Consider the following 23624-nt stretch of genomic DNA (forward strand, 5'->3'; position numbering starts at 1 on the left):
TTGATTTTTCGTTAATCATGGCAAGTTATAATTTTTATTTGATACCTGTTAGCTATCAATAATTCGACAAAAATAACACTACAAGAAACGAAAAATCGACATTTACTATTTTAAATAGTTAAGCACCTAATGGTCGCAATATAGACCTTGCAATAATATGTCGCTGTATCTCAGAGGTACCATCCCAAATTCTTTCAATCCGGGCATCACGCCATAAACGTTCGACTGGCATCTCTTCCATTAAGCCCGTGCCACCAAAAATCTGCACAGTATTATCTGCAACCCTACCCACCATTTCTGAGGCAAACAGTTTGGCCATTGCGGCATCTTCTGGCTGCATAATTCCCAAGTCAGCTTTTTGGCAGGCGTTCATCACCAGCAAATCCGCCGCTTGTAATTCTGTGACCATATCTGCAAGCTTAAAAGAGGTTCCCTGAAAGGATCCGATCGGCTTGCCAAATTGTTTCCTAGTAGCAGCCCAATCTTTAGCCAATTCAAAAAGTCGCTCAGCTTTGCCGCAACTTTGCGCCCCCACCCACACACGCCCCATCCCTAACCATTTATCGGCAAGTTCAAGTCCTTTACCTTCTTCACCTAGTATTTGCCGTTTGTTAACCCGACATTCATCAAAATTAAGCTCGTAGGTTCGATAAGCACGCTGGGCAGCACACAGCGGCCCTAAGTTCATTTCAAAACCTTTCTCATCACGATCTACTAAAAATGCAGTTATACGCTTACGAGGACCGCGCGGCGTCTCATCCGTGCCGGTTACCGCAAATAAAATGGCGAAATCTGGCAAACAAGGGCTGCTGATAAAATGCTTATTACCGGTGATAAGATAATCATCACCATCAGCTACAGCTCTCGTTGTCATAGCCATAATATCTGAACCAGCACCTGGCTCTGTTAAGGCGAAACACTCATGCTTCTCACCCGTCACACACTGCTTTAGGTACTGTTCTATCTGCTCACCTTCACAGGCCATCAGAAGCTCTGTAGGCCTGGCAATATTACCACCCAAGCCATAACTTGCCTTCCCCAGTTCACGCTCCATTAACCCCAGAGTCGTGTAATCTAGCCCGGCACCACCAACAGACTCCGGTAAGTTAACCGCATAAAAGCCCATTTCAATTGCTCGCTGCTTAATTTGCTCACAAAGCTCAACAGGCACTATCCCCGTGCGGTCGGCCTCAGCCTCATAAGGAAATATCTCTTTTTCAATAAAAACTCTTAAAGAGTCTTGAAACATTCTCTGCTCTTCAGTCAACTGAAAACTCATCACCGCTCCTAATTTAGCTGTCTATTATTTATAGCTCCATCATCAGAAATCTCCCCCTAAGGTTGTTATAAAAATTCGACGATAAACAGAATTATTCGTCACATCTTGCTTTCTCATATAAATGATATATCTCAGCACTTGCTAACAACCTTCCCCTAACCACCTTCGTCGAAAAACTAGCCACTAATGTCAAAAATATTGCATCCGGTGTTAATTAAGCCTCCTAAAATAACAATTGAACAGAAATGATGATAAACACAAATTATTGAATAAATTTAACAAACTATTTTAGAAAAACTATTATATATTTTATTGGGAATATCACATGAAAATATTAGTAACTGTTAAACGGGTTATTGATCACAACGTAAAAATAAAAATAAAAACAGACAAAAGTGACGTTGATCTTAGCAACACAAAAATGGCTATTAATCCATTTTGCGAAATAGCGATAGAAGAAGCTATACGCATTAAAGAAAAAGCAGAAAAAGAAGGTATTACAAGTGAGGTTATCGCTGTATCCGTCGGCACGAGCCTCTCACAGAGTGAATTGCGAACAGCGCTTGCACTAGGCGTTGACCGGGCAATATTGATAGAAACTGCAAGTAATGTTGAGTCACTGAACGTTGCAAAGATTTTATCTAAAGTTGTTGAAAATGAACAACCTGATCTAGTTATCCTCGGCAAACAAGCCATAGATACCGACAATAATCAAACAGGTCAAATGCTCGCGGCTCTTACCGGCATGCCCCAAGGTACATTTGCATCAGCCATTAGCATTAATAACTCAAAAATATCAGTAACACGTGAAATAGACGGCGGCATGCAAACCCTTGAGCTCAACTTACCCGCGATAGTGACAACTGATTTACGGCTTAACGAGCCTCGCTATGCATCTCTACCCAACATCATGAAAGCAAAACGCAAGCCTTTACTTATCAAAACACCACAGGACTACGGCGTTATTATTAAACAACATTGTAAATTATTAGGTGTCGATTCACCCGCAAAACGCCAAACAGGGATTATGGTAGAAAGCGTTTCTGAACTTGTCAATCAACTTAAAAACGAGGCGAAAGTAATATAATGGCTATTCTTATTATTGCAGAACACAACTCACATGTATTAAATGATGCCACCTTACAGGCCATTAACGCCGCCTCTCAAATAGACACTGAGTTACATTTATTAGTGGCAGGAAAAAACTGCCGGGACATTGCTAACACTGCCAGTAAAATACCCGCCTTGCATTCAGTATTATTGGCGGATAACCCAGCCTATGAGCATCAACTAGCAGAAAATATGGCTGCCTTAATCAGCGCGCTAGCTGTTTCATACAGCCATATTATGGCCGCAGCTACCAGTGACTCAAAAAACGTTATGCCTAGGGTAGCGGCCCTATTAGATGTGGCACAAATATCAGATATCATACAAATTGATAGCCCAAGCATTTTTTTACGGCCTATTTATGCAGGCAACGCCATTGCGACGATTGAATCGCTAGACCCCATTAAAGTAATAACCGTACGAGCCACCAATTTTGAGGCTACAGTTGCTACCGGCGGTGACGCTAAACTGGTTGAACTTGCTGAAGTCTATGATATGGGGATATCCCGCTATATCAGCGAGGATCTCACGGTTTCAGAGCGGCCGGATTTAACCGCCGCTAAAACGGTCATATCTGGTGGTCGAGGCATTGGCAGCGCAGAAAACTTTGCTATCCTTGATGGCGTGGCAACAAAACTAGACGCCGCAATAGGAGCCTCCCGTGCCGCAGTCGATGCAGGTTTTGCGTCCAACGACCAACAGGTTGGCCAAACGGGTAAAATTGTCGCTCCCGAACTTTACATTGCTGTAGGTATCTCAGGTGCCATTCAGCATTTGGCAGGCATGAAGGATTCAAAAGTGATAGTCGCTATCAACAAAGACCCCGAGGCCCCTATATTTCAAATTGCCGATTACGGTTTGGCCGCTGATTTATTTCAAGCGATACCAGAGCTAGAGCAAGCGTTGTAGCTGAAATTTACTGCTTAATCGGTAAAGCTCCTGTAGGCAGTTAAAAGTGCCAAGTGACAAACTTTTGGTTAAAGATGCACCTTAGTGCCTTTTAATGATGGTGCGCCGGGCCTGTGCCGGCCACAAAAAAATTGTCCTGTGATCTACTGTAGACTTGACGCATCTAAAACGTATCACGGGGTATGCCTAGTACAAAGCATAGCCCGCTACGGCCATCCATTACAAAAGCAATAATTAATAAAAAGCCCGGTCAGAACACTGACCAGGCTTTTTCGTTATATAGGTATTTAAAATTAGCTTATAAAACCGAAACAATAGAGTTCGATAAATAAGCTATGTTCGCTTCGCTAATGCCCGCCACATTTATGCGGCTCGAATTAACAAGGTAAACAGAGTATTCCTTGCCGAGTCGCTGAACCTGCTCAACGGATAAACCCAAGAAGGAGAACATGCCATTTTGCGCAGCAATATGATCGAAACGTGACCCGGCACCCTTAGCGGTAAGTTGATCAACTAACAATACACGCAAGCTATTCATACGCTCACGCATTGCAGTCAATTCGCTTTTCCATTCAGCGGTTAATGCTTCATTTTGAAAAATAGTACCTACAACCGCAGCACCATGTGAAGGTGGCATGGAGTAATTACCACGAGAAAGATTGAGAACTTGTGATAGGGAGGTATCGGCTTGCGTAGGAGTTGAAGAGACAAGACTCAAGGCCCCTACTCGCTCACGATAAACACCAAAGTTTTTTGAACATGAGGCCGCAACAATAAGTTCGGGCAATCGATCAGCCAATAACCGCACGCCAAAGGCATCATCATCTAAACCGCTACCAAAACCTTGATAGGCAATATCCACTAACGGTAAAAAACCTTTAGCCTCAGCCAAGTCGGCAATAGCTAACCATTGCTCATTATTCAAATCAGCTCCGGTGGGGTTATGGCAACAGCCGTGTAATAAGACCACATCATTAGGCCCAAGCTTTTGCAAACATGCCATCATCGCATCAAAACGTATGCCTTTGGTTTCTGCATCATAGTAAGGGTATGTTTTGATCGTTAAACCGGCATTGCTAAACAAGGGAATATGATTGGCCCAGGTTGGGTCACTAACCCAAAGAGTGGCAGCGTCGTTACAGCGATGAATAAACTCGCCCGCTAAACGCAATGCGCCACAGCCACCGGGGGTTTGCACCGTGCGTACGCGATTTTCAAGTAGCGCCTTATGGCCAGCACCATAAAGTAACTGCTCCATCCCTTGATTAAATGCGGGGTCACCGGCTGGGCCGACATAGGCTTTGCTATCTTCTTGAGCAATATAAAGTGCTTCGGCGCGCTTAACGCTTGCCATAATTGGCGTTTGTCCGGCTTCATTTTTATAGACACCAACGCCCAAATCGACCTTGCTGGGGTTAGTATCCTCACGGAAAGCAGCCAACAGCCCCAAAATAGGGTCCTGTGGCAAAGGGGACAACGAGTCAAACATTACAAACTCCTAGGGATTACAGTTTCGATTCTGAAACTGATTATACGATGCCTTGTTCTAAAATGACTGGTGTAAAACGGCTGCCTAGTCAAAACGATCTGTATCGCTGGCAATAAGGCGTGCAATCCTGCCACGTGTCCCGCCTTGGATCAAGATAAAAACAGTCACTAGTCGCCAGTATGACAGTAGATTTCACCACCGACTAGGAGCGAGTAACGCCCTACTAACGACTATTCACTTAAAACTAGAGACTAGAAACTTCTCTTTAGCAACTATCTCTTCTGCCATTGCAATGATCTCCCTAGCCCTAGCCACTACCGGCTCATCAATCATTTTGCCTTTAAACTCGGCAGAGCCTCTGCCCTCACGTAAACTTATCTCAAACACCTTGAGTAAGTCGCGGGCATTATCAAGCTCCTCTGTACTGGGGCCAAATTCTTCATTCATAATAGTGACTTGATCGGGATGAATACAAAATCCCCCCCTCAACCCTAAACGCCGAGAAAATTTAATCATTTCCCTAAACGCCTCAGGATCTCGAAAATCACCGATAGACCCCACAAAGCCCAAAGGCAATATTCCCGCCTGCCTGGCCGCAAAAACAATTTGCTGATTGGGAAATAGTAAGCCTTCTCTATCCGTTTCCATACCGACGGATGCGGTAAAATCTTCTGGCCCAAGAATCATTCCCTGCATCCGCAGGCTACTACTGGCGATGGCATCCAAGTGTTTCAAAGCAGCCGCAGATTCGATCAATGCAATTAATTTTGTGTGGCCTATCGGTAACTTTCGCTCTACTTCAAGCTCGGTAATCACTTCAGCAATAAATTGCATATGAGCCGCACAACTTACCTTTGGAACACAGATCGCTTTCACATGCTCGCCGATCACTGCTTCTAAATCACGAACGGCTAAACGCCAGGGTTGATTAATTCGAACAATTACATCTGCCCCATTACTAGCGACTCTTACTGCAGCTGCACCTACATTGTCTCTAGCATTCGATTTTTGCGACAGAGGAACACTATCCTCAAGGTCGAGAATAATGGCATCAGCTTGACGCAAATGCGCCTTGGCTATAAAACGCTCAACATTAGCGGGTACAAAAAGTGATGATCGCCATAGCGGCAATTGTGTATTCATAGCGGCATCCTAAATTATCTATCACAATAATTACCTATCAAACTATAGATAATATTAAATCAGGGTGGCTTGAGCATCCATGGCAAGAGCGCCCGAACAATCCAGAGCCCAAAGAAGAACAACTCTACCCTCTTGGCGCCCCTCTATTTTCAAGGGGCCGGTATCTGTTATGGGACGGATACCGCGAAAGGAAAAGGTTTTTACGCTTTCGTTAGGTAATTTTTTGCGCAGTAAGTCCAATAACAATGTCGCTGTTAATGGCCCATGCACCACTAAGCCGCCATACCCTTCCTCCTCAACAGCATATTTATAATCATAGTGAATACGATGACCATTGAAGGTTAATGCCGAATAACGAAATAACATTACCGCATCGACGTTAATAGTATCTGACCATTGTGGCTTGGCAGGCACAGGGGCAGGTTTTGGCGACGGTGAAGCATTTGCAGCTGCGGATGGGGCTGCATCACGATAAACAATATCTTGCTCTTCGCTAATAGCGAGACACTCTGAATTGGCTTCGGCGTTATCTTTATTATTGATAACATAAATCTCATGAAGAACGGTCACAATAACCAATTGACCGGACTTTCCATTTTTTATTTTAATATCTTTTATGGTAGATAAACGTCGCGTACTATCACCAATACATATAGGCGCTATAAAGTTAATACGACTGCCCGCCCACATTCGCCTAGGTAACGAAATTAAGGGTAAGAATCCACCTCTTTTAGGGTGGCCATCGATATCAATCTCAGATGATTTTGGTGTGGGTAAAAAATAAAGCCAATGCCAAGGCGCAGGCAGAATATCCCCGCTAATCTGCTGCGTATCTTTCCAATCAAGAATAGCGGCTAAGCCACGCGCCTGCGTAGGGGTAATATCATCAAAACAAATCTCTTGCCGACCAATTGATGACGCCAAGTTCTCGGCACTAACTTCAACTTTTTTACTTTCCAAAATACCTAGCCCTATCAATTATTATTTAACTGCCCGCACACATAATTCACTATTTCAACCGAGGCATGCTCTTTCGCTAAATCTAATACACCCTCGATTATTTTTTCAGCTTGCTGCTGACTATAACCGCCGTGATTTAAAAGCATCTTCGCTTTAGTAATCATCTCATCATTGCTTAAGGCAAGTTCTGGATCACCTTTAGCAGCCGTACGGGTGGCCACTAATCGATCGCCATTTGTGCAGGCGACGCTAACCGCCGAACCCCAAGAATCAGGATAATCTTCTGCATAAGGATTAGCCACTACAGACGTAATCCGATCACGCAGTGATCCCAAACGCAAACGATTAGCTTCAGAAAAAGAATCAAAAATGACTTCACCTGCATCCAGAGCGGCTGCCACACAGTGAAAAATTGAAAACTTAGCTGCGTACTCACTATCGGGATTGGGGCGATCACATACATCCATAGCCGCTTGGTATGTATCTATATGCACAGATTTTATTTCACGCCCTGCCAATTCGTTGTGTAACTCTAAAGCGGCATCAATAGCTGGATGAGTGTGCCTACAGGAGGGCCAGGGCTTTATTGAGGTTGTTGTTAATTGCCAAGGAGCTTCAGATGCTGCAGTCACGTTCTCTGGTTTGGCATCAGCACAGGTTGCCACAAAGAAGCCTTTTTCCCCTTCGAGAATAGCAGGCGGACCAGTAAAATCTAACAGTGCTAAATCTGCCGCAACAACACCCGCCTCAGCGGCTCGCCCCGCGTGTAGGTGCTTACTCATTGCTCCGGTTTCAAGAAACTGCCACAAGCCTGAAGATTGCGTGCCGGCATTACCCAATGCAAACATTGCTTGCTCATCGCTCAATGCTAGCAAGCTTGCTGCGGCCATTGCAGAACCAAACGGACCACAGGTCGCGGTATTATGCCATATTCGATAATGTGCAGGACCAACTGCGGACCCCACACGACACATCGCTTCAAAACCTTGCAATACCGCTTTAAGAATGTCTACGCTATTACTTTTTTCTCGTTCAGCTAAAGCAAAAACAGCGGGCACAACTACACAGCCTGGGTGAGTCACAGATGCACGGTGTAAATCATCAGTTTCTAAAATATGAGTCAAACCACCAATCACAAAGGCCTTGCGGCCGGCATCATTCCCCTGACATGCCCCCCACTGTAATAACTTTTTACCCGGCAGACTATTTCTCCCCGCTAACGCATTAGCAATGGCATCTAAGGTAAAAAAAGCAGCGCGCTCTAAATCATTGTTACCTATTGGTTTGTTGCGAATTAAGCTTATTAACTGCTGTGTTAGGGTCATAAATTCTTCTCTGTAGGGTTTTCTCTAAATCTTTCTTAGAATGTAAATGCTTACTGATTGAATTCCTGTTTAATAGCATCGGTATGCTCACCCAAAGCGGGTACTGCTCGCAATGTTAACGCCTGATTACTAGCGATGACGGGGGGTGCAACAAAACTCACAGGACCTGTTGGAGTATCAACCTGTGTACGTCTCAATTGTTGATGTTCAGATAAGTCGGCGATTGAATTAAGCGAGCCAAAAGCAATCTTTCCTTTATTAAGGCGTTCAATTAACTGACTTTTTGTTAATTTAGAAAATACTGAATTAATGACTTCATCTAGTGCTGGTCGATGCAGGCAGCGGTCGACATTGTCTCGATAGAGTGGATCTTCCACCAGCCCAGGTTTTTCCAATACTATTTCACAGAAATTTTTCCATTCACGATTACTTTGGATTGAAATAACTACCTGAGGCCCATCCTTTTTCTCCCCGCCAACAACAGGCTCTTCACTCAAGCAATGATAGGCCCCGTAAGGTGCAATTGAGGGATGATTAAGCCCGACTCGTTCGGGTGCTTTGCCTGCATAATCCTGATGCATTAAAGGAACTGCCAACCAATCGGCGATGGCATCAAACAAGGAAACACTCAAGCCCTTACCAAGCCCAGTTTGCTGTCGCTCTACCAACGCCTCCAAAACAGCTGCATGCGCATACATGCCACAGGCAATATCACAAATAGAAACACCGACCCTGCCAGGTTGCTCAGCGGCACCGGTAATAGATGCTAACCCCGATTCACATTGCACCAATAAATCATAGGCTTTCATATATTGATAAGGGCCAGATTCACCATAGCCGGATATATCCACAGTGATTAATTTTTCATTAGTTTCTCTAAGCTCTTTAGAGTCAAAGCCTGCACGGGAAGCGGCACCCGGCGCTAGGTTTTGAATAAACACATCAGCCTCTAGAATAATCGCCTGCAGTAACCCCCTATCTTTTTCATCTTTGATATTTAAACAGAGAGATTCCTTGCCACGATTAACCCACACAAAATACGCACTTTCACCGTGAGCCACATGATCGTAACCACGAGCAAAATCCCCTTCAGCACGCTCTACCTTTATCACCCGCGCACCCGCATCGGCCAAGCGTGATGAACAATAAGGCGCAGCGACGGCCTGCTCTAGCGCAACGACTAACAATCCTTCCAAAGGTAAACTCATTAAAACGACCTCGGTAAACCTAATTCACTGGTGGCTATAAACGACAGAATTAAATTCGTTGATATAGGCGCTACTTGATAAAGTCGTGTTTCACGGAATTTTCGTTCCACATCATATTCTTCAGCAAAACCAAAACCTCCATGAGTTTGAATACAGGTGTCTGCAGCCGCCCATGACGCTTCCGAAGCTAGCATTTTAGCCATATTGGCTTCGGCCCCCGGACGCTTACCTTCATCATACAAATCTGCAGCTTGGCGTACCATTAAGGCAGCGGCTTCTGTTTGGATATGCGCTCGCGCAATAGGAAATTGAACCCCTTGATTTTCGCCTATCTGGCGACCAAACACTTCACGATCTCGCGCATAGGCCGATGACTTTTCAGTAAACCAACGGGCGTCACCAATACATTCAGCGGCAATCAAAATGCGTTCAGCATTCATGCCGTCGATAATACATTTAAAACCGTTACCCTCTTCACCGATTAAGTTTGCAACAGGCACCCGTAAATTATCAAAAAATAACTCGGTAGTGGCATGATTCATCATCGTTTTTATGGGGCTAATGGTGAGCCCATTACCTACCGCATCACGTAAATCAACTAACAATACCGACATGCCATCAGTACGCTTTTCACAATCATCCCTAGGCGTTGTGCGTACCAATAAAATCATTAAATCGGAGTGTTCAGCGCGTGAAATAAATACCTTTTGACCGTTAACCACATAATCATCACCATCGCGAACGGCCATGGTACGTATGCGGGTAGTATCGGTACCACTACCAGGCTCAGTGACACCAAAAGCCTGTAACCGTAATGTGCCATCAGCAATATCGGGCAAATACTTTTCTTTTTGAGCCACTGAACCATGACGCAACAATGTCCCCATGGTGTACATTTGTGCATGGCAGGCGCCACCATTGCCACCGCTACGCTGTACTTCTTCTAAAATGGCGCAGGCTGCACTTAGGGGTAAACCACTGCCACCATATTCCTCAGGGATTAGTACTGAAAGGTAGCCTGCATCACTAAGGGCCTGAACAAACTCACTGGGGTAGGCATGGTCTTTATCTAGCTTGCGCCAGTATTCTCCGGGGAACTGCTTGCATAATTTGCCTACCGCATCCCGAATTTCACAATGATCTAATTCAAAAGCCACAACTATCTCCCCTTTTATTAATACTCATAGTCAGCTTGAGAACTTTTTATAAATTTGTATTTGCTAAAGCCCAGCCAAGATGATGTTTTTGTAGGCTTATTTAATTCGAATCACTTAAGTGGGTAAAGGCAAATAATCACCCAAGTCGCGTAACCAATCGGTCATGCCAATAAGTACTCAGCCTTTGATGTGTAAAAACGGCTAATGCTTAACCAATGCTTTCAGATCCCTCTAAGGAATAATTGATATAAAACGACCAAAACTTTCAATTTATGACGAAAATCTTTCATTTATGTCGAAAATATTCTATAACTAAGCTATTGGAAGGATGACTATGGTGGCACAGCAAACCACCCACTTAGTGGTATTAGCCTTATAAAATGCCTAAAACTCGGCTCTTACACTGCTAGGTTTACCCCCATAGGGGAGATACCGCTAGGAATTTTGTTTCTTTTGCAAAAAGTGCTTTATAGCTATCGATTGACACAAAAGGTTAATCGACAATAACAATTAAATGTGGCACCTAGGTTATGCACTATCTAGCCTTAGTGCTTCTCAATCCAGTTGGAGGATTAAGTGTTAAATACCAGCGCTGCCAAACCGACGTTTACATTTGCTTTTGTAATATTACCCAAATTCAGCTCCTTTACTCTCTCATGTTTAGTTGAACCGCTACGCATTGCTAATTATTGCGACGGTAATAAAATTTATGACTGGAAGTTTCTTTCCGTAGCAGGAGACGCCGTCCCTTCAGCCAGCTGCATACCTGTCCAAACCCAGTCAATCAACGAAGAAACACAGCAATTCGACGCGATTATTGTTTGCGGTGGCTGGAACTCTGAAAGATATGACCACCCCGATCTACTGCGCTGGTTACGCTTGATGGGACGGAAAGGAACCATACTAGGCGCAGCAGAAATTGGTACCTACGTACTTGCCCGAGCGGGCTTATTGGAAGGCTACCAATCGACTATACATTGGCACTGCCACTCCGCCTTTAAAGAAAGCTACACTGAACTTATCGTCAAAGAACAACTCTTTGTCATCGACCGCAAACGCATGACCTGCGCTGGCGGAACGGCCTGCCTTGATATGATGCTAAGAGACATTGAAAAAAGACATAATAAATCTCTTGCCATAGAAGTTGCCGACCAACTCGTTTACAACAGTATAAGAGATAGCGAGCTTCCCCAAAAAGAAGTACAAGGCCAAGCTAACACAGCACCTCCGCCAGCGCTGCAAGGCGTTATCGAATTTATGGAAAATAATATTGAAGAACCCATCTCTATTCCAGAAATATGCGGATTTCTTGACCTTACGCAACGTAAACTAGAACGTTTATTTAATCGTTATTATGATTGTTCTGCTGTAGCCTTCTACCGTGCTTTGCGGCTACAACATGCCCGCACCCTGCTCACTCAAACCAATATGTCTGTGTTGGATATTGGCGTTGCTTGTGGTTTTTCTAGTTCATCGTATTTCAGTAAATCCTATACCGATATGTTTGATGTTCGTCCCAGAGATCACCGAACCTCTTGGCCTGAACACGACGCAACGCCCTTCTGGCCTGGCGTATCAAAGGCTATGACTACAGCACGACCAAAACATGCCAAACGGATCTTAGCAATTAAACCGTAAATACTTCAAAGCTTAGCTGGCCAACCCATTAATTAGCCTCACCAAAACCTGATGCCAGCGAGCATACTTGAAGTAATAACGGATATCACATCTACTGTTAAAACATCCTGCCAACACAGCGAAACGCTCACAATAGCTTATTGTGCTTTTTATAAGCGCCCGTATTTGTTATTTCACACGTCGAAAATACACAAATCTATAACTAAAAAATTACAGTGACTTATTCGTTGAATCCTACAATGGCTACTACTACGAACATATTTTCTATTTGATTATTTGTACTAAGGGGAAAACATGAACAACGATGTCATTATTACTTGTGCGGTCACCGGAGCAGGCAATACCTTAGCCAAGCACCCGGACATTCCCGTCACACCTACACAAATTGCTGATTCTGTCATCGCTGCGGCCAAAGCAGGTGCCGCGGTTGCTCACATTCATGTGCGTGACCCAAAAACAGGAGCGGGATCTCGAGATGTAGAGTTATTTAAAGAAACCGTAAACCTGATACGTGAAAGCGATACCGATGTCATTATCAATATCACTGCAGGCATGGGTGGCGCCTGGTTTCCCAGTGATGAAGACCCTAGCTTACCCGGCCCCGGCTCGGATGTTATCAGTGCTGCAGAACGCCTCGCCCATGTGAAAGCCGTAATGCCTGAGATCTGCACCCTCGATTGTGGCACTATGAATTTTGGAGACAATGAAATATACGTCAGCACACCTGACTGTTTACGCGCTATGGCAAAACAAGTCATGGAATGGGGAGTGAAGCCCGAGTTAGAAGTTTTCGATTTAGGCCATATTCGCTTTGCTCAACAAATGATAAATGAAGGGCTGATAACCGGAACGCCACTTTTCCAAATTTGCCTAGGCCTAACCTGGGGCGCCGGTGCGGATTCTGAAAGTATGATTGCAATGAAAAACGCGCTACCCGCCAACACAAACTGGGCCGGCTTTGGTATTGGCCGTATGGAAATGCCAATGGTTGCTCAAGCGGTGCTATTAGGTGGCAATGTTCGGGTAGGCCTAGAAGACAATATTTATCTAGACCGAGGTGTACTAGCCAGTAATGAACAACTGGTACAGCGTGCAGTTGAAATCATAGAACGCTTGGGGGCTCGTGTTGTAGGCCCAGCAGAAGCTAGAGAAAAATTGGGTTTAGCCGCTGTGTAATTAACCATATAGAGCGCTATGTTTATTTAGCCCTAGTACAGGATAAACTGTATTAGGGCTTGTTTTATTTATACAGCTGAATACATAAATCCATATCACTTTACAGCCATTAGATAAAAGGCATGGCTACAGGGAGTATATAATGATTCTAAAAAATAAATATAAAGCCCAACGTCTATTACTGAAAATTATAATAATTTCAGCAATCAGTTTTAATATCACTGCCGAGACAGTTCATCAGAAACCACATCAAAGAACAGCTCTAAGCTTTGAAAATCTTACTGATATGTCAACAAAATATACCAAACATAATTCATCTCCTGTTAATAATGACAATTACTTACCTAATCCCCATTCAAAAGCAGCAAAACATACCTTTTCAGGAACTATAACTATTTCAGAAACAGAGATGCTATCCATTCCTGAAAAAATACTACCAACTATCGTTAATAACAAATACACTCAATTATTCCCAGGCTTAAACTTAGCGTTTTTTAGCGATAAAGATCGTCTAATTCCTGTTAATCGAGACATAGTCGTTGCTAAAAAAAGTGAAAGTTTTTGGCAGCTACAGGCTTCTCCTGGTAAAACTTGGTCAGAGCCCGGTGACAACGGTTATTCCAGAGCATCATTCCCATTTATTCTCACTAGTAATATTGAAAACGAATCCTACAACGGCATCGCTAGTTTCATTTATACAGATAAAAAAATATCTCAATTACACTATCAAATTGTTCACCAGCTAAGCCCCTATATGATTCAAACACGGTTCGTTGCCTGGGGTAAAATAGCCGCCAGCTACCAGCCAGAAATATTCTCAAATGCCGAACAACTAAAACGTCAATTTTCAAAAGAGTTAAAAGATCGATTCAGCGTACGCCCATGGTCAGAGCTTACTGACAAATACCCCGCCAAGTTATTAGCTGAGTTTGACTCAGGCATTTCCTCAGACAAAACGGTATCTAGCGGGCTAATTATCGACAACACCATCTATGCCAAACCCCATCTCACGCCTTATGGAAATTACCCCTATCCGGAAGAGATGCGCCACGGGGTCTGGTCAGCGAGTAAATCAATGCTAGGCATGACTACCGCCCTACGCATGGCTCAAAAGTACGGCGACGGCATCTTTGATTTAAAAATTAAAGATTACCTTACCGTAACCGCAGAACATGATGGCTGGGACCAGGTAACCTTTGGCGACGCTTTAAACATGGCAACAGGTATTGGTGCCGGCAGCCATAATATTCAAGCTAATGACATTAGCGATGGCTATCTTGCTGTAGAAAACCAGACAGAATATCTAGCTTGGTATTTTTCCGAAACTGCTGAAGAAAAAATAAAGTATGTGTTTAAAAACCCCAACTATCCTTGGGGACCCAATCAATATGTTCGATATCGCGATCGTGACACCTTCACACTGGCAGTCGCACTTGATGCCTTATTAAAAGAAAAAGAAGGACCTGACGCTAACATTTGGACCATGATGGTTAATGAAGTTTTTACGCCCATAGGCATTCACCATTTAACATCAAATATGACCAAGGAAGCTAATGGTGCTAATCCTATTCCTTTTATGGGCTGGGGTTTATATATGACTATGGATCACATTGCTAAAATATCTACCCTATTACAAAATGAAGGACGACACAAAGGTCAACAAATATTAAGTCAGGAAAAGTTGGCAGAAGCGCTCTATAAAACCGAGAAACGCGGATTATTAACGGGAAGAGAAAACCGCTATGGTAAAAAGTCTTATCACATGAGCCTCTGGCACACGCCTTATGAAACGGAACCCGGTGTCGCCATTAGTATTCCAGAAATGCATGGCTTTGGCGGTGTTCTTATAGCCTTATTTCCTAACAAAATGACGGGGTTTCGTATTGGTAATGGCGGTTATTCTTCACTTGGCATGATAGACACCGCTAACAAGCTAAAACCATTTAAATAATATTATTTTTAAATACGTAGACAAATATCTATTTATCATTTTTAACGAGCTATAATTTAACTATGAATAAACCACTTTGGCGTCCCAAACAAGAAAGCATTGCAAGCGCGCAAGTCACTCAATTTGCACGCCTTGTGGAATCTCATCAGCCTAAACTCGAACTAAACAATTACTCTTCACTATACGATTGGTCAGTAGCCAACCCTGAAGATTTTTGGCGAGAGCTATGGGATTTCTGTGACGTAAAATCACAGAGAAAAAGCACACAGGTATTGGTGGATGGCGATAAAATGCCTGGCGCAAAGTGGTTTCCCGAAGCGAGACTTAATTTTGCTGAAAACTTGCTACAGCTACAAGATGATAGCTTGGCCATTATCTCCTTATTAGAAAATGGCCAGCGTACTACACTAACTTATAGGGAGCTTTATCGTCGTGTAGCACAATTGGCTGGCAGCCTTAGATTACAAGGTATTAGCGCTGGCGACAGGGTCGCGGGATTTATGCCCAACATTCCAGAAACCATTATTGCCATGTTGGCCACGACCAGTATTGGCGCTATCTGGTCCTCCTGCTCTCCTGATTTTGGCAGCCAAGCGACCATTGACCGATTTGATCAAATTAAACCCAAAGTACTAATTGCCGTTGACGGTTATTTTTATAATGGCAAAAGCCACGACTGTTTACAGCGCTTAGCCGAAATAACTCAAAAAATTGATTCCATCGAAAAAACAATTGTTGTTTCGGTGGTGAGTGAAAATCCGGACATTGCTAACATCCCCAGCGCTGAGCACTATTGCGACTTTCTTTCAGAGACAAGCCATATTGATTTTGCCCAACTCCCCTTCGACCACCCCATTTACATTATGTATTCCTCGGGAACAACGGGAAAACCTAAATGTATTGTTCATGGCGCCGGTGGCACGTTATTGCAGCACTTAAAAGAACACCGTCTAGCGGTAGATTTAAAAAAATCAGATGTGTTTTTTTATTTTACTACCTGTGGCTGGATGATGTGGAACTGGTTAGTTTCTGGGCTAGCCAGTGGCGCCACCCTAGTTCTCTATGATGGTTCCCCATTTGCAAAAAAAGGTTTGTTGTTGCTGGACACTATCGACTCTGAGGGCATTACTATATTCGGCACTAGTGCAAAATATATTGCTGCAATTGAGGCCGCAGATATAAAACCGAAACAGTCTCACAATCTATCCAGCTTAAGAACTATTCTTTCAACGGGCTCACCACTATCACATGAAAGTTTCGAGTATGTTTACCGCGACTTCAAAAATGATGTCTGCCTATCCTCTATTTCAGGAGGCACTGATATAATCTCCTGTTTTGTTTTAGGAAGCCCAATCTTACCGGTTTACGTTGGCGAAATTCAGTGTCGCGGTTTGGCTATGGCTGTTGAATTTTGGGACGATGATGGCAATCCTCTCAAAACCGGTAAAGGTGAGTTAGTTTGCGTAAAGCCTTTTGTCTGCATGCCCGTAGGTTTTTGGAATGATCACGATGGTGAAAAATACCACAGCGCCTACTTTGAGAAATACCCTAATATTTGGCATCAAGGTGACTATGGTGAGATCACCGAAAATGGTGGGGTAATTATTCATGGCCGTTCCGACACCGTTCTTAACCCTGGCGGGGTTCGCATCGGCACTGCTGAAATATATCGTCAAGTAGAAAATATGCCGGATGTTTTAGAAAGTATTGCTATTGGCCAAGAGCGGGATGGCGATGTTCGCGTTGTATTATTTGTTGTATTACGTGAGGGAATAACCCTTGATGACGAATTAAAAAAACAGATTAAAACTAGAATCCGAAAAAATACAACGCCACGCCATGTACCAGAAAAAATTATTCAAGTTAGTGACATACCACGAACATTGAGTGGAAAAATAGTTGAACTCGCTGTACGTAATGTGGTGCACGGCAAACCGGTAAAAAACACTGATTCCCTTGCCAACCCGGAAGCATTAGCGCTTTACAAAAACCTGAAGGAGTTAAGCTAAGCAAAACAGAAACAACAGCTCTAAGTTTTTTAAAGCTGTAAGCCAGTAATCAAGCGAGGCCATTGCTCTACCCAGCAACAATCGTGATCAACCCCTTCAATAATATCTAGCACAATCCATGGCGACAACGGCATGGTAGCTAGAAATTTTTTGGTCAGTACTGCGGGCACGATAAGGTCATTGGCACCGACAAAGTGATGTTGCGGAATCGCAGATAGCCTATCACGGTACACTTTAAGGCTTAGGGACTTTGCCAAGGGTGAAATGTGATGATAATCAGTCCAGGCGCGGTGATCTAGGTTTGCAGCCACGGTTATCAACTGTTTAACATCTTGACGTCTAACCGCCACCAATGCCGCTAAGGTGCCACCACCGGAATAACCCACCAAGACTAAGGATGTAGCTTGGTATTGCGTTTTCAACACATCTATCGCCTTAGCCGTGCTGGCAATTACCGCTTCCGAAAAACGGCCGGCGGTCCAAACTTGCTGCTGGCAATGGTGACCATTAGCCGCCCTCACATACTGGCAAGGCCTAGCCAAATAAACAGCGTTGTTGGTTGGATGCTGTAATGCAAGCTTTAACGCGGTAGGGGTGATAGGCGTGGGGTTATACGACGCCGTATAGTGATTGCGCCACGCTAAACCATCACCCTCTATATAAATAATAAGTTGCCGCTGCGGTGCTGACGCCTGTGGCAAAAAAGCGACTAAATCAAATTGCTCGCCATTAATCAGCTGTTGCTGCCAATGGCTTTTTAAGGCCAATTGCACAACCGCATCAGCTCGTAGTTCAGGCGCTTGCACAGCGTTACAGCCCGCTATTACAAACCCAGTAAAAACTAACAGCAAACAACGCGCTAATAACAACAAACTATTTACAGCGTTTTTTTGCTTAGCAAAAAAACGCTGTAATAACTCGCTAAACCTTTCAGCAAACACGGCTATAGCCTGATCAGCCTATTGCTGACCATCTCTTATCCACGCCTTAATGATATCGATTTCACTGGCACTTAAAGGCGTCACTTCAGACCCTCCACCGCCGCTAGGCCCCATAGAGGCACTACAGGTTTGAATGTTGGTTTCTATACAGGTGTAGCTACTATTTATTAAGCTGATTCTTGATTTTATAGTGCCTTCACTGTGGCAGCTAGCACAAGTATTAGTATCGCCTACGGTACCTCTCACCCTATTAATTAAACCCTCACCGGCACCATCACCATTGCTAGCAGCGATATTATCGGCATAGGAAACATCGGTAGTTACCGACGCTGAAGCGGCCGATGCCGCAGAGCTAATACCATTGCAGCTTGCGGTAACAGTAAATGTGTAAGCCTTATTACCCGTTAATCCCGAAACAGCATCGCTAGCCGCCGTAGTGCTGGCGTTAGCACGTAAGCCCGAAGGCTTGACGATATAGCTGGCTGTGTTATTACAGCTTACCGCATAACTAGCCACAGTAATTTGGCTGGCACTATTCACCGTAGCGCTAATAGTGGTGGGTGCTGCCGGTTGTGTGGCACCGGTATCCGCAGCGGCGGCCGACTCATGCCCACCGGCAACAGCTGTCACCGTATAGCTATATTGATTACCACTAGATCGGGTATCTGTGTAAGTCACAGTGGGTGCTGTAACCGTGGTTGCAAGAGTACCATCGCGATAAATATTATAGCTGTCTATATCGCCACCGGGCGATGTCCAGCTTAAGTCTATTTGTGTAGTGCTGGTACCGTCAGATGCGGTGAAGCTGGTGGGGGCTGCAGGAGTAGTGGTTGCTGTTGCCGCCACGGTATCGTTTGACTCAACGCTGTTGTAAACCGCCCTCACTGTGTAGCTGTAGTCAGTGCCTGAAGACAGGCCAGTGTTGCTATAGCTAACGGTGGGCGCGCTAACATTCGCCACATTTACACCATCCCTATACACATAATAACTATCGACATTACCGGCAGCTGCCGACCAACTTAAATTGATTTGGCTAGTGCTTATTGTGGTAGCGCTTAAACCTGAAGGATCGTTAGGCTGGGTGGTGATGTTAATAATACTAGTAGCGGAATCAATTCCTTGCCTTGCTTTAATGCTATAGCTGTAATTGGTAGCCGGGCTAACGGTGTTATCGCTAACACTACAGCAAGCTACTGTGGTTAAACTCGCAAAGGTGCCACCATTAACCCTACGCTCAATAACAAAGTTTCTATCTACCTTGGCGACGGGTGTAGTCCAGTGAAAATCCACTTGGCTGATCGTGGCCGCATCTTCTGTTAATGCGGTAGGTGTTAGCGATAACGTGGTGTCGGTAGCTAAAGCCGTCTGTGCGGTTAACCGCGGCTCCTTACCTGGCTCAGCACTAGTGTAGATGGCTTCTATTTGGTATTGGTAAGTAGAACTATTCTTCAAATTACTGTCGGTATAACTTGTTGACCCTGCTGGAACGGTTACTAAAAGCTCCGCTGCTGCACCATCTTTACTACGATAAATATTGTAACCTTCATCCGTAAACGCAACGGGAGGCCCCCAACTTAGATTAATCTCAGTAGCATCATTAATATTATCTATAATGGCGGTTAAGTTAGTTGCTTCGGCAGCAGTAGCAGCATCAGTAGTGTAACTAACGCCCGGATTATCAGAGACTGCCGATTCTTTTTCTAATGAGCCGCCATTATCACTGACTGTGGTGACGTAATAGCTATAACTGGTATCAGATGCACGGTTTGTATCTGAATAATTGGTTTGCGTTTTTGGCACAGGACTAATCTTAATATCATCCCGGTAAACCATATACGCATCAAAGTTGCCTCCTGCTGCATTCCAACTCAGATTTATATCACTACGGCTATCGTTACCCGGCGTTAGCGTTAAACCGCTAGGTGCTAAAGGCCTGGTGCTTTGCGTAGCGCTATTAGACAAGGGCGATTCTTGCACAACATCATTGGCGGTAACTGTGTATGTATAGGTTGTACCTGAATTGAGACTAGTGTCTGAATACCTATTAGCATCAGTAGTCGTAATCGTAGTATCTGGGAAGGCTGGGTCTCGGTAAACGGTATAATTCACAATTGACTTTTCACCTGCCTCAGGTACTTCCCATGTTAGGCTTATTGTTGTTTCATCAGCAGTACTGCTGCCATCGTTGCTTGCCTCTAAATTGGTTGGTGTCAATGAAGCCGTACTTGCTGATGCCGTAGAGGGGTTGGAGCTAAAAGCGCCCACCACGGTTTCAACGCTGTAATCATAGGTTTGGCCAGCTTCTAGGCCGTCTCCTGAATCATTATCAGTAAAACTAGTGCCGGTAATTAATGAACTGCCATTAAGCGGTGATCCCGTTGCTGTGGCATTACGGTATACGTTATAGCCATCAACATTACTAATGCCGGTTACTGCAGACCAAGCAATATCTATCTCCGTGGTGTTTGCAGTAGCATCCACCGTTGCTGTGACATTACTCGCCGCCAGCGTGCCCGATGGGGTAGAGTCTATAATAATAGAGCCAAAACCTGCCGCGGGCGCACTAGAGATACAATTGGCTGAGCTAGACGTGGTTGATAAACTGCCATCAAAATCAGCCACCTGATATTCAATAACATCAACACCACGCACAAAGGGGTCGTTAAGCTGATAACTAATGGTTTGGCCACCCGCCTCGATACTGGCACTGCCATAAGTATCATCAACAACAGAGTCTATGCTCACACCACCGTCACCCAAATCACTAAGCAATGCTACAACGGAAATATTAGATAAGCCTATAGACGAATATAAACCCGAACTATTCGCCGTAAAACATTCTGCCACAGGAACTTTATCGTTTATAACAACGCTTTGAGTGATTGATGCTTGTGCGCCATAGGCATTGGTAGTAGTTAAAGTAATGTCGTAACTGCCACCAGGCATGTCGGCGATGAATGAACTCATTAAGCCGCCAGTGTTATTTAATTGCGAACTTGAGCCACTGGGAGAAACCATAGACCATTGATAGCTTTCAGAAAACACACTATCGCTGGCCTCAACAATAATCAGCTCATTAATATCCGGTGTCGACAAATTAACGCTAAAAGCTGGCACCGGAAACATCGGTTTTAAGGGCACGGTATCACCCAAGCCCATTAAATGCTCGCGCAATAAAGTCGCTGAGGAATCGGCGCCAGCAGTTAATGGCACCCAAAATCTATCCATGGATAAACGCGCGCCCGGCATTTTTCCCATCTCATAAATACGAGCAATCACTTGATCTTTATCGGCTAAAACTTTGGCGTAGCTATCGTAGTTATTATTTTTATCCGCTAACTGAGTATGACAAATACGGCAGGTTCTAGTGAATACATTGTGATATAAATCTTCCTGACCCTGCCAACCGACTGGCACATATTCACCATCAAAGTTGCTATTAGGTAGTTTGTCGACAGCGTAACTCATCGCACTATCACCATACCAGCCATGAACTAAGGCTATAGATGCCTCATGGCGGGTAGGGTCATCTTTATAAGTAGCCAATGCACCTAAGTTAAGTTTACGAAACGCTTTTTCTTGTGACTCACGGCTGTATTGTTTAATTTCACTGTCGGTGAAGTTATCGCTATTTAACGTAGGCTCAATAAGTTGGGCATTATTGGCATGGCTATATAAAAATGAATCTAAATCCCAGGGGATAAAGGTAGCGTTGAGATCAGCATCGGCGATATTGGTAAAATCTCTATCACCAGGGTGACTTTGGTGGCAAATAGTACAGGCGCCAGGAATAAAACGCTCGCCATTACCGTCAAAATTTAAACTGCTTACCCGTATATTTTCACCGGTTCTCTCATCCGGCACATAGGCAAAAAACTTAACGATTTTTGCATTGGCACCGCCGCTATCAGGATTCTCACTATACTCCATCGCCACCACAGCAAAATCACCTTTCTGCTGCATGCCATCCTCTATCGTGGGGTAATTAACAACATAGCTATATACGTTGCCGTTACTGGCTTTGCGCAAATACATATCGCGGCCAAAACCCAAGTCATAATTATTAACATATAACGCATGAGCAATATTAGGGTCATCAATCTTATTGCCTTGGGCATCGATGAAACCGGCATGCTCTAACCAACCATCTAGGGTGGCTAAGTCGCCACTGGGGTCTAGCAAATTATAATAAGCATTGGCTGTTAAAGCGGTATCTAAACCCAGCTGACGGCGAACATTCGTGGTTGACAATTCAACAGCACTGGCACTAGTCCATGTTTGTAGTAAGGCGCCATTGGCTGCAGCTACCGCGCCTATCGTTGTACCTATGGCATTAATAGCAATAATTTGTCGTGTGTCGACGTTAGTCGCAGCAGGGCTATTATCCATAGCCAGTAATTCAAAATCGACGACCGCTGGCGAGCTAATAGTAATTTTTAATTTTAAATAGGCATTTGGAATCTCATAAGCTTCCACCCGACGGTCACGATTATTTTTTTCAAAATGTTGGTTAATATCATCAGCATCAAAGCGAACTAAATCAACCGTTAATAAAGGGTTGCGGGGGTCCGCTAAAGGGTTATAACTCGCCGCTGGATTGAAGTTAGCAGGAAACAAACCCGCGATCCGCTGTGTGTTAACAACCATCTGATCCATCTTGCCTAAGCGGTTGCGCCAGTGGGCTATTGTTTTGACCGTTACAGTGAAAGGCCGTGTATTAGCGCCGGTATCTTCAGCTTCACGCAATGCGGCTAACAAAAGCAGTTTACTCTTAGGCGTGGCAGGGTCTTCTAACAGCTGACCGGCATCATCAACAGCGATGACATCAACAAAAACCTCATCACTCGCCGTGGTACCATTGGCATCGGTTACCGTTAATTTAAAACCCAAGGTATCCTTATTAGCGCTAGCTGGTGTATTAAACGCAACGGCACTAGCTGTACGTTCAATTAATTGAACCGCAGGGCCTTCGGTTTGCTCCCACTTAAAAGAAAGTATAGGCGCGTAATCACTGTCGCTATCTTTACCTGTTAAAACCACCTCACTATTAGAGCGTGTTTGGTAATTTTTGGTAGGTGCGTTTGAGACTTTAGGAATACCTAAAGCTTCAGCATTAGCCGTAGGTGGTAAGTCATCGTCTTGATAGCCAACGCCACTACCTCCACCACTACCGCAGGCACTAAGCATTAACGCCCAAGAAACCAAGAATAGTTTTGCTAGCGGCAGAAATTTAATTATTATTGTTTTGAGGGAGCTGATCATTATTTTCTCAAAAATAAATAGCTCTTAAAGCGCAAGAGCATGGACATTAATATGAAATTTACTTATCGGC

At 44.2% G+C, this 23624-nt stretch carries 15 protein-coding genes; 6 read left to right on the forward strand and 9 right to left on the reverse strand.

The genetic code is table 11. From position 1 onward, the window contains the following. Nucleotides 1-118: 118 nt before the first annotated feature. Complete coding sequence (locus tag B067_RS0107315; protein WP_019529426.1) at nt 119-1279, reverse strand: acyl-CoA dehydrogenase family protein; 1161 nt, start codon at nt 1277-1279, stop codon at nt 119-121. A gap of 325 nt (nt 1280-1604) precedes the next feature. On the opposite strand from B067_RS0107315, the gene B067_RS0107320 reads away from it, so the two are divergent. Next, entirely contained in the window at nt 1605-2366 is a 762-nt protein-coding gene (locus B067_RS0107320; RefSeq protein WP_019529427.1) for an electron transfer flavoprotein subunit beta/FixA family protein, read from the forward strand. Next, complete coding sequence (locus tag B067_RS0107325) at nt 2366-3295, forward strand: electron transfer flavoprotein subunit alpha/FixB family protein (RefSeq protein ID WP_019529428.1); 930 nt, start codon at nt 2366-2368, stop codon at nt 3293-3295. Before B067_RS0107320 ends, B067_RS0107325 begins: the two co-directional genes overlap by 1 nt. A 298-nt stretch (nt 3296-3593) precedes the next feature. Here B067_RS0107325 and B067_RS0107330 read toward each other — a convergent pair whose 3' ends face one another. From B067_RS0107330 to B067_RS0107355, 6 genes are all read right to left on the reverse strand, one after another. Then, the gene (locus B067_RS0107330; protein WP_019529429.1) at nt 3594-4784 is read right to left on the reverse strand and encodes an amino acid aminotransferase; all 1191 of its coding nucleotides are present in this window, start codon (nt 4782-4784) and stop codon (nt 3594-3596) included. Between the two features lie 234 nt (nt 4785-5018). Further along, nucleotides 5019-5927 (reverse strand): HpcH/HpaI aldolase/citrate lyase family protein, encoded by a 909-nt coding sequence (locus B067_RS0107335; RefSeq protein WP_019529430.1) that lies wholly within the window; start codon nt 5925-5927, stop codon nt 5019-5021. A 54-nt stretch (nt 5928-5981) separates the two neighbouring features. Then, nucleotides 5982-6887, reverse strand: coding sequence for an HTD2 family dehydratase (locus B067_RS0107340; RefSeq protein WP_019529431.1), 906 nt, complete (start codon nt 6885-6887; stop codon nt 5982-5984). 14 nt (nt 6888-6901) lie between these two features. Continuing rightward, nucleotides 6902-8212, reverse strand: a complete 1311-nt coding sequence (locus B067_RS0107345; protein ID WP_019529432.1) for an MmgE/PrpD family protein — start codon at nt 8210-8212, stop codon at nt 6902-6904. Between the two features lie 50 nt (nt 8213-8262). Next, nucleotides 8263-9420, reverse strand: a complete 1158-nt coding sequence (locus B067_RS0107350; RefSeq protein ID WP_019529433.1) for a CaiB/BaiF CoA transferase family protein — start codon at nt 9418-9420, stop codon at nt 8263-8265. Further along, nucleotides 9420-10577: an acyl-CoA dehydrogenase family protein gene (locus B067_RS0107355; RefSeq protein WP_019529434.1), complete on the reverse strand. Its 1158-nt coding sequence runs from the start codon at nt 10575-10577 to the stop codon at nt 9420-9422. Before B067_RS0107355 ends, B067_RS0107350 begins: the two co-directional genes overlap by 1 nt. A 576-nt stretch (nt 10578-11153) precedes the next feature. Here B067_RS0107355 and B067_RS19870 point away from each other — a divergent pair. The 4 genes from B067_RS19870 (at nt 11154) to B067_RS0107375 (ending at nt 17351) form a co-directional block, all read left to right on the forward strand. Further along, on the forward strand, nt 11154-12215 hold the full coding sequence (locus tag B067_RS19870) for a GlxA family transcriptional regulator (protein WP_019529435.1): 1062 nt from the start codon (nt 11154-11156) through the stop codon (nt 12213-12215). A gap of 294 nt (nt 12216-12509) precedes the next feature. Next, nucleotides 12510-13391 (forward strand): beta-keto acid cleavage family enzyme, encoded by an 882-nt coding sequence (locus tag B067_RS0107365; RefSeq protein ID WP_019529436.1) that lies wholly within the window; start codon nt 12510-12512, stop codon nt 13389-13391. A 142-nt stretch (nt 13392-13533) separates the two neighbouring features. Then, nucleotides 13534-15342, forward strand: a complete 1809-nt coding sequence (locus tag B067_RS0107370; RefSeq protein ID WP_156820775.1) for a serine hydrolase domain-containing protein — start codon at nt 13534-13536, stop codon at nt 15340-15342. Nucleotides 15343-15404: 62 nt separating this feature from the next. Then, complete coding sequence (locus tag B067_RS0107375; RefSeq protein WP_019529438.1) at nt 15405-17351, forward strand: acetoacetate--CoA ligase; 1947 nt, start codon at nt 15405-15407, stop codon at nt 17349-17351. Nucleotides 17352-17380: 29 nt separating this feature from the next. Here the strand turns inward: B067_RS0107375 and B067_RS0107380 are convergent, their stop codons facing one another. Both B067_RS0107380 and B067_RS0107385 read right to left on the reverse strand, forming a co-directional pair. Then, nucleotides 17381-18292: an alpha/beta fold hydrolase gene (locus B067_RS0107380; RefSeq protein WP_019529439.1), complete on the reverse strand. Its 912-nt coding sequence runs from the start codon at nt 18290-18292 to the stop codon at nt 17381-17383. 18 nt (nt 18293-18310) lie between these two features. Continuing rightward, nucleotides 18311-23554: a fibronectin type III domain-containing protein gene (locus B067_RS0107385; protein ID WP_019529440.1), complete on the reverse strand. Its 5244-nt coding sequence runs from the start codon at nt 23552-23554 to the stop codon at nt 18311-18313. Nucleotides 23555-23624 lie beyond the last annotated feature (70 nt).

The organism is Dasania marina DSM 21967, assembly GCF_000373485.1.
In the GTDB taxonomy this organism is placed as follows: Bacteria; Pseudomonadota; Gammaproteobacteria; order Pseudomonadales; family Dasaniaceae; genus Dasania; species Dasania marina.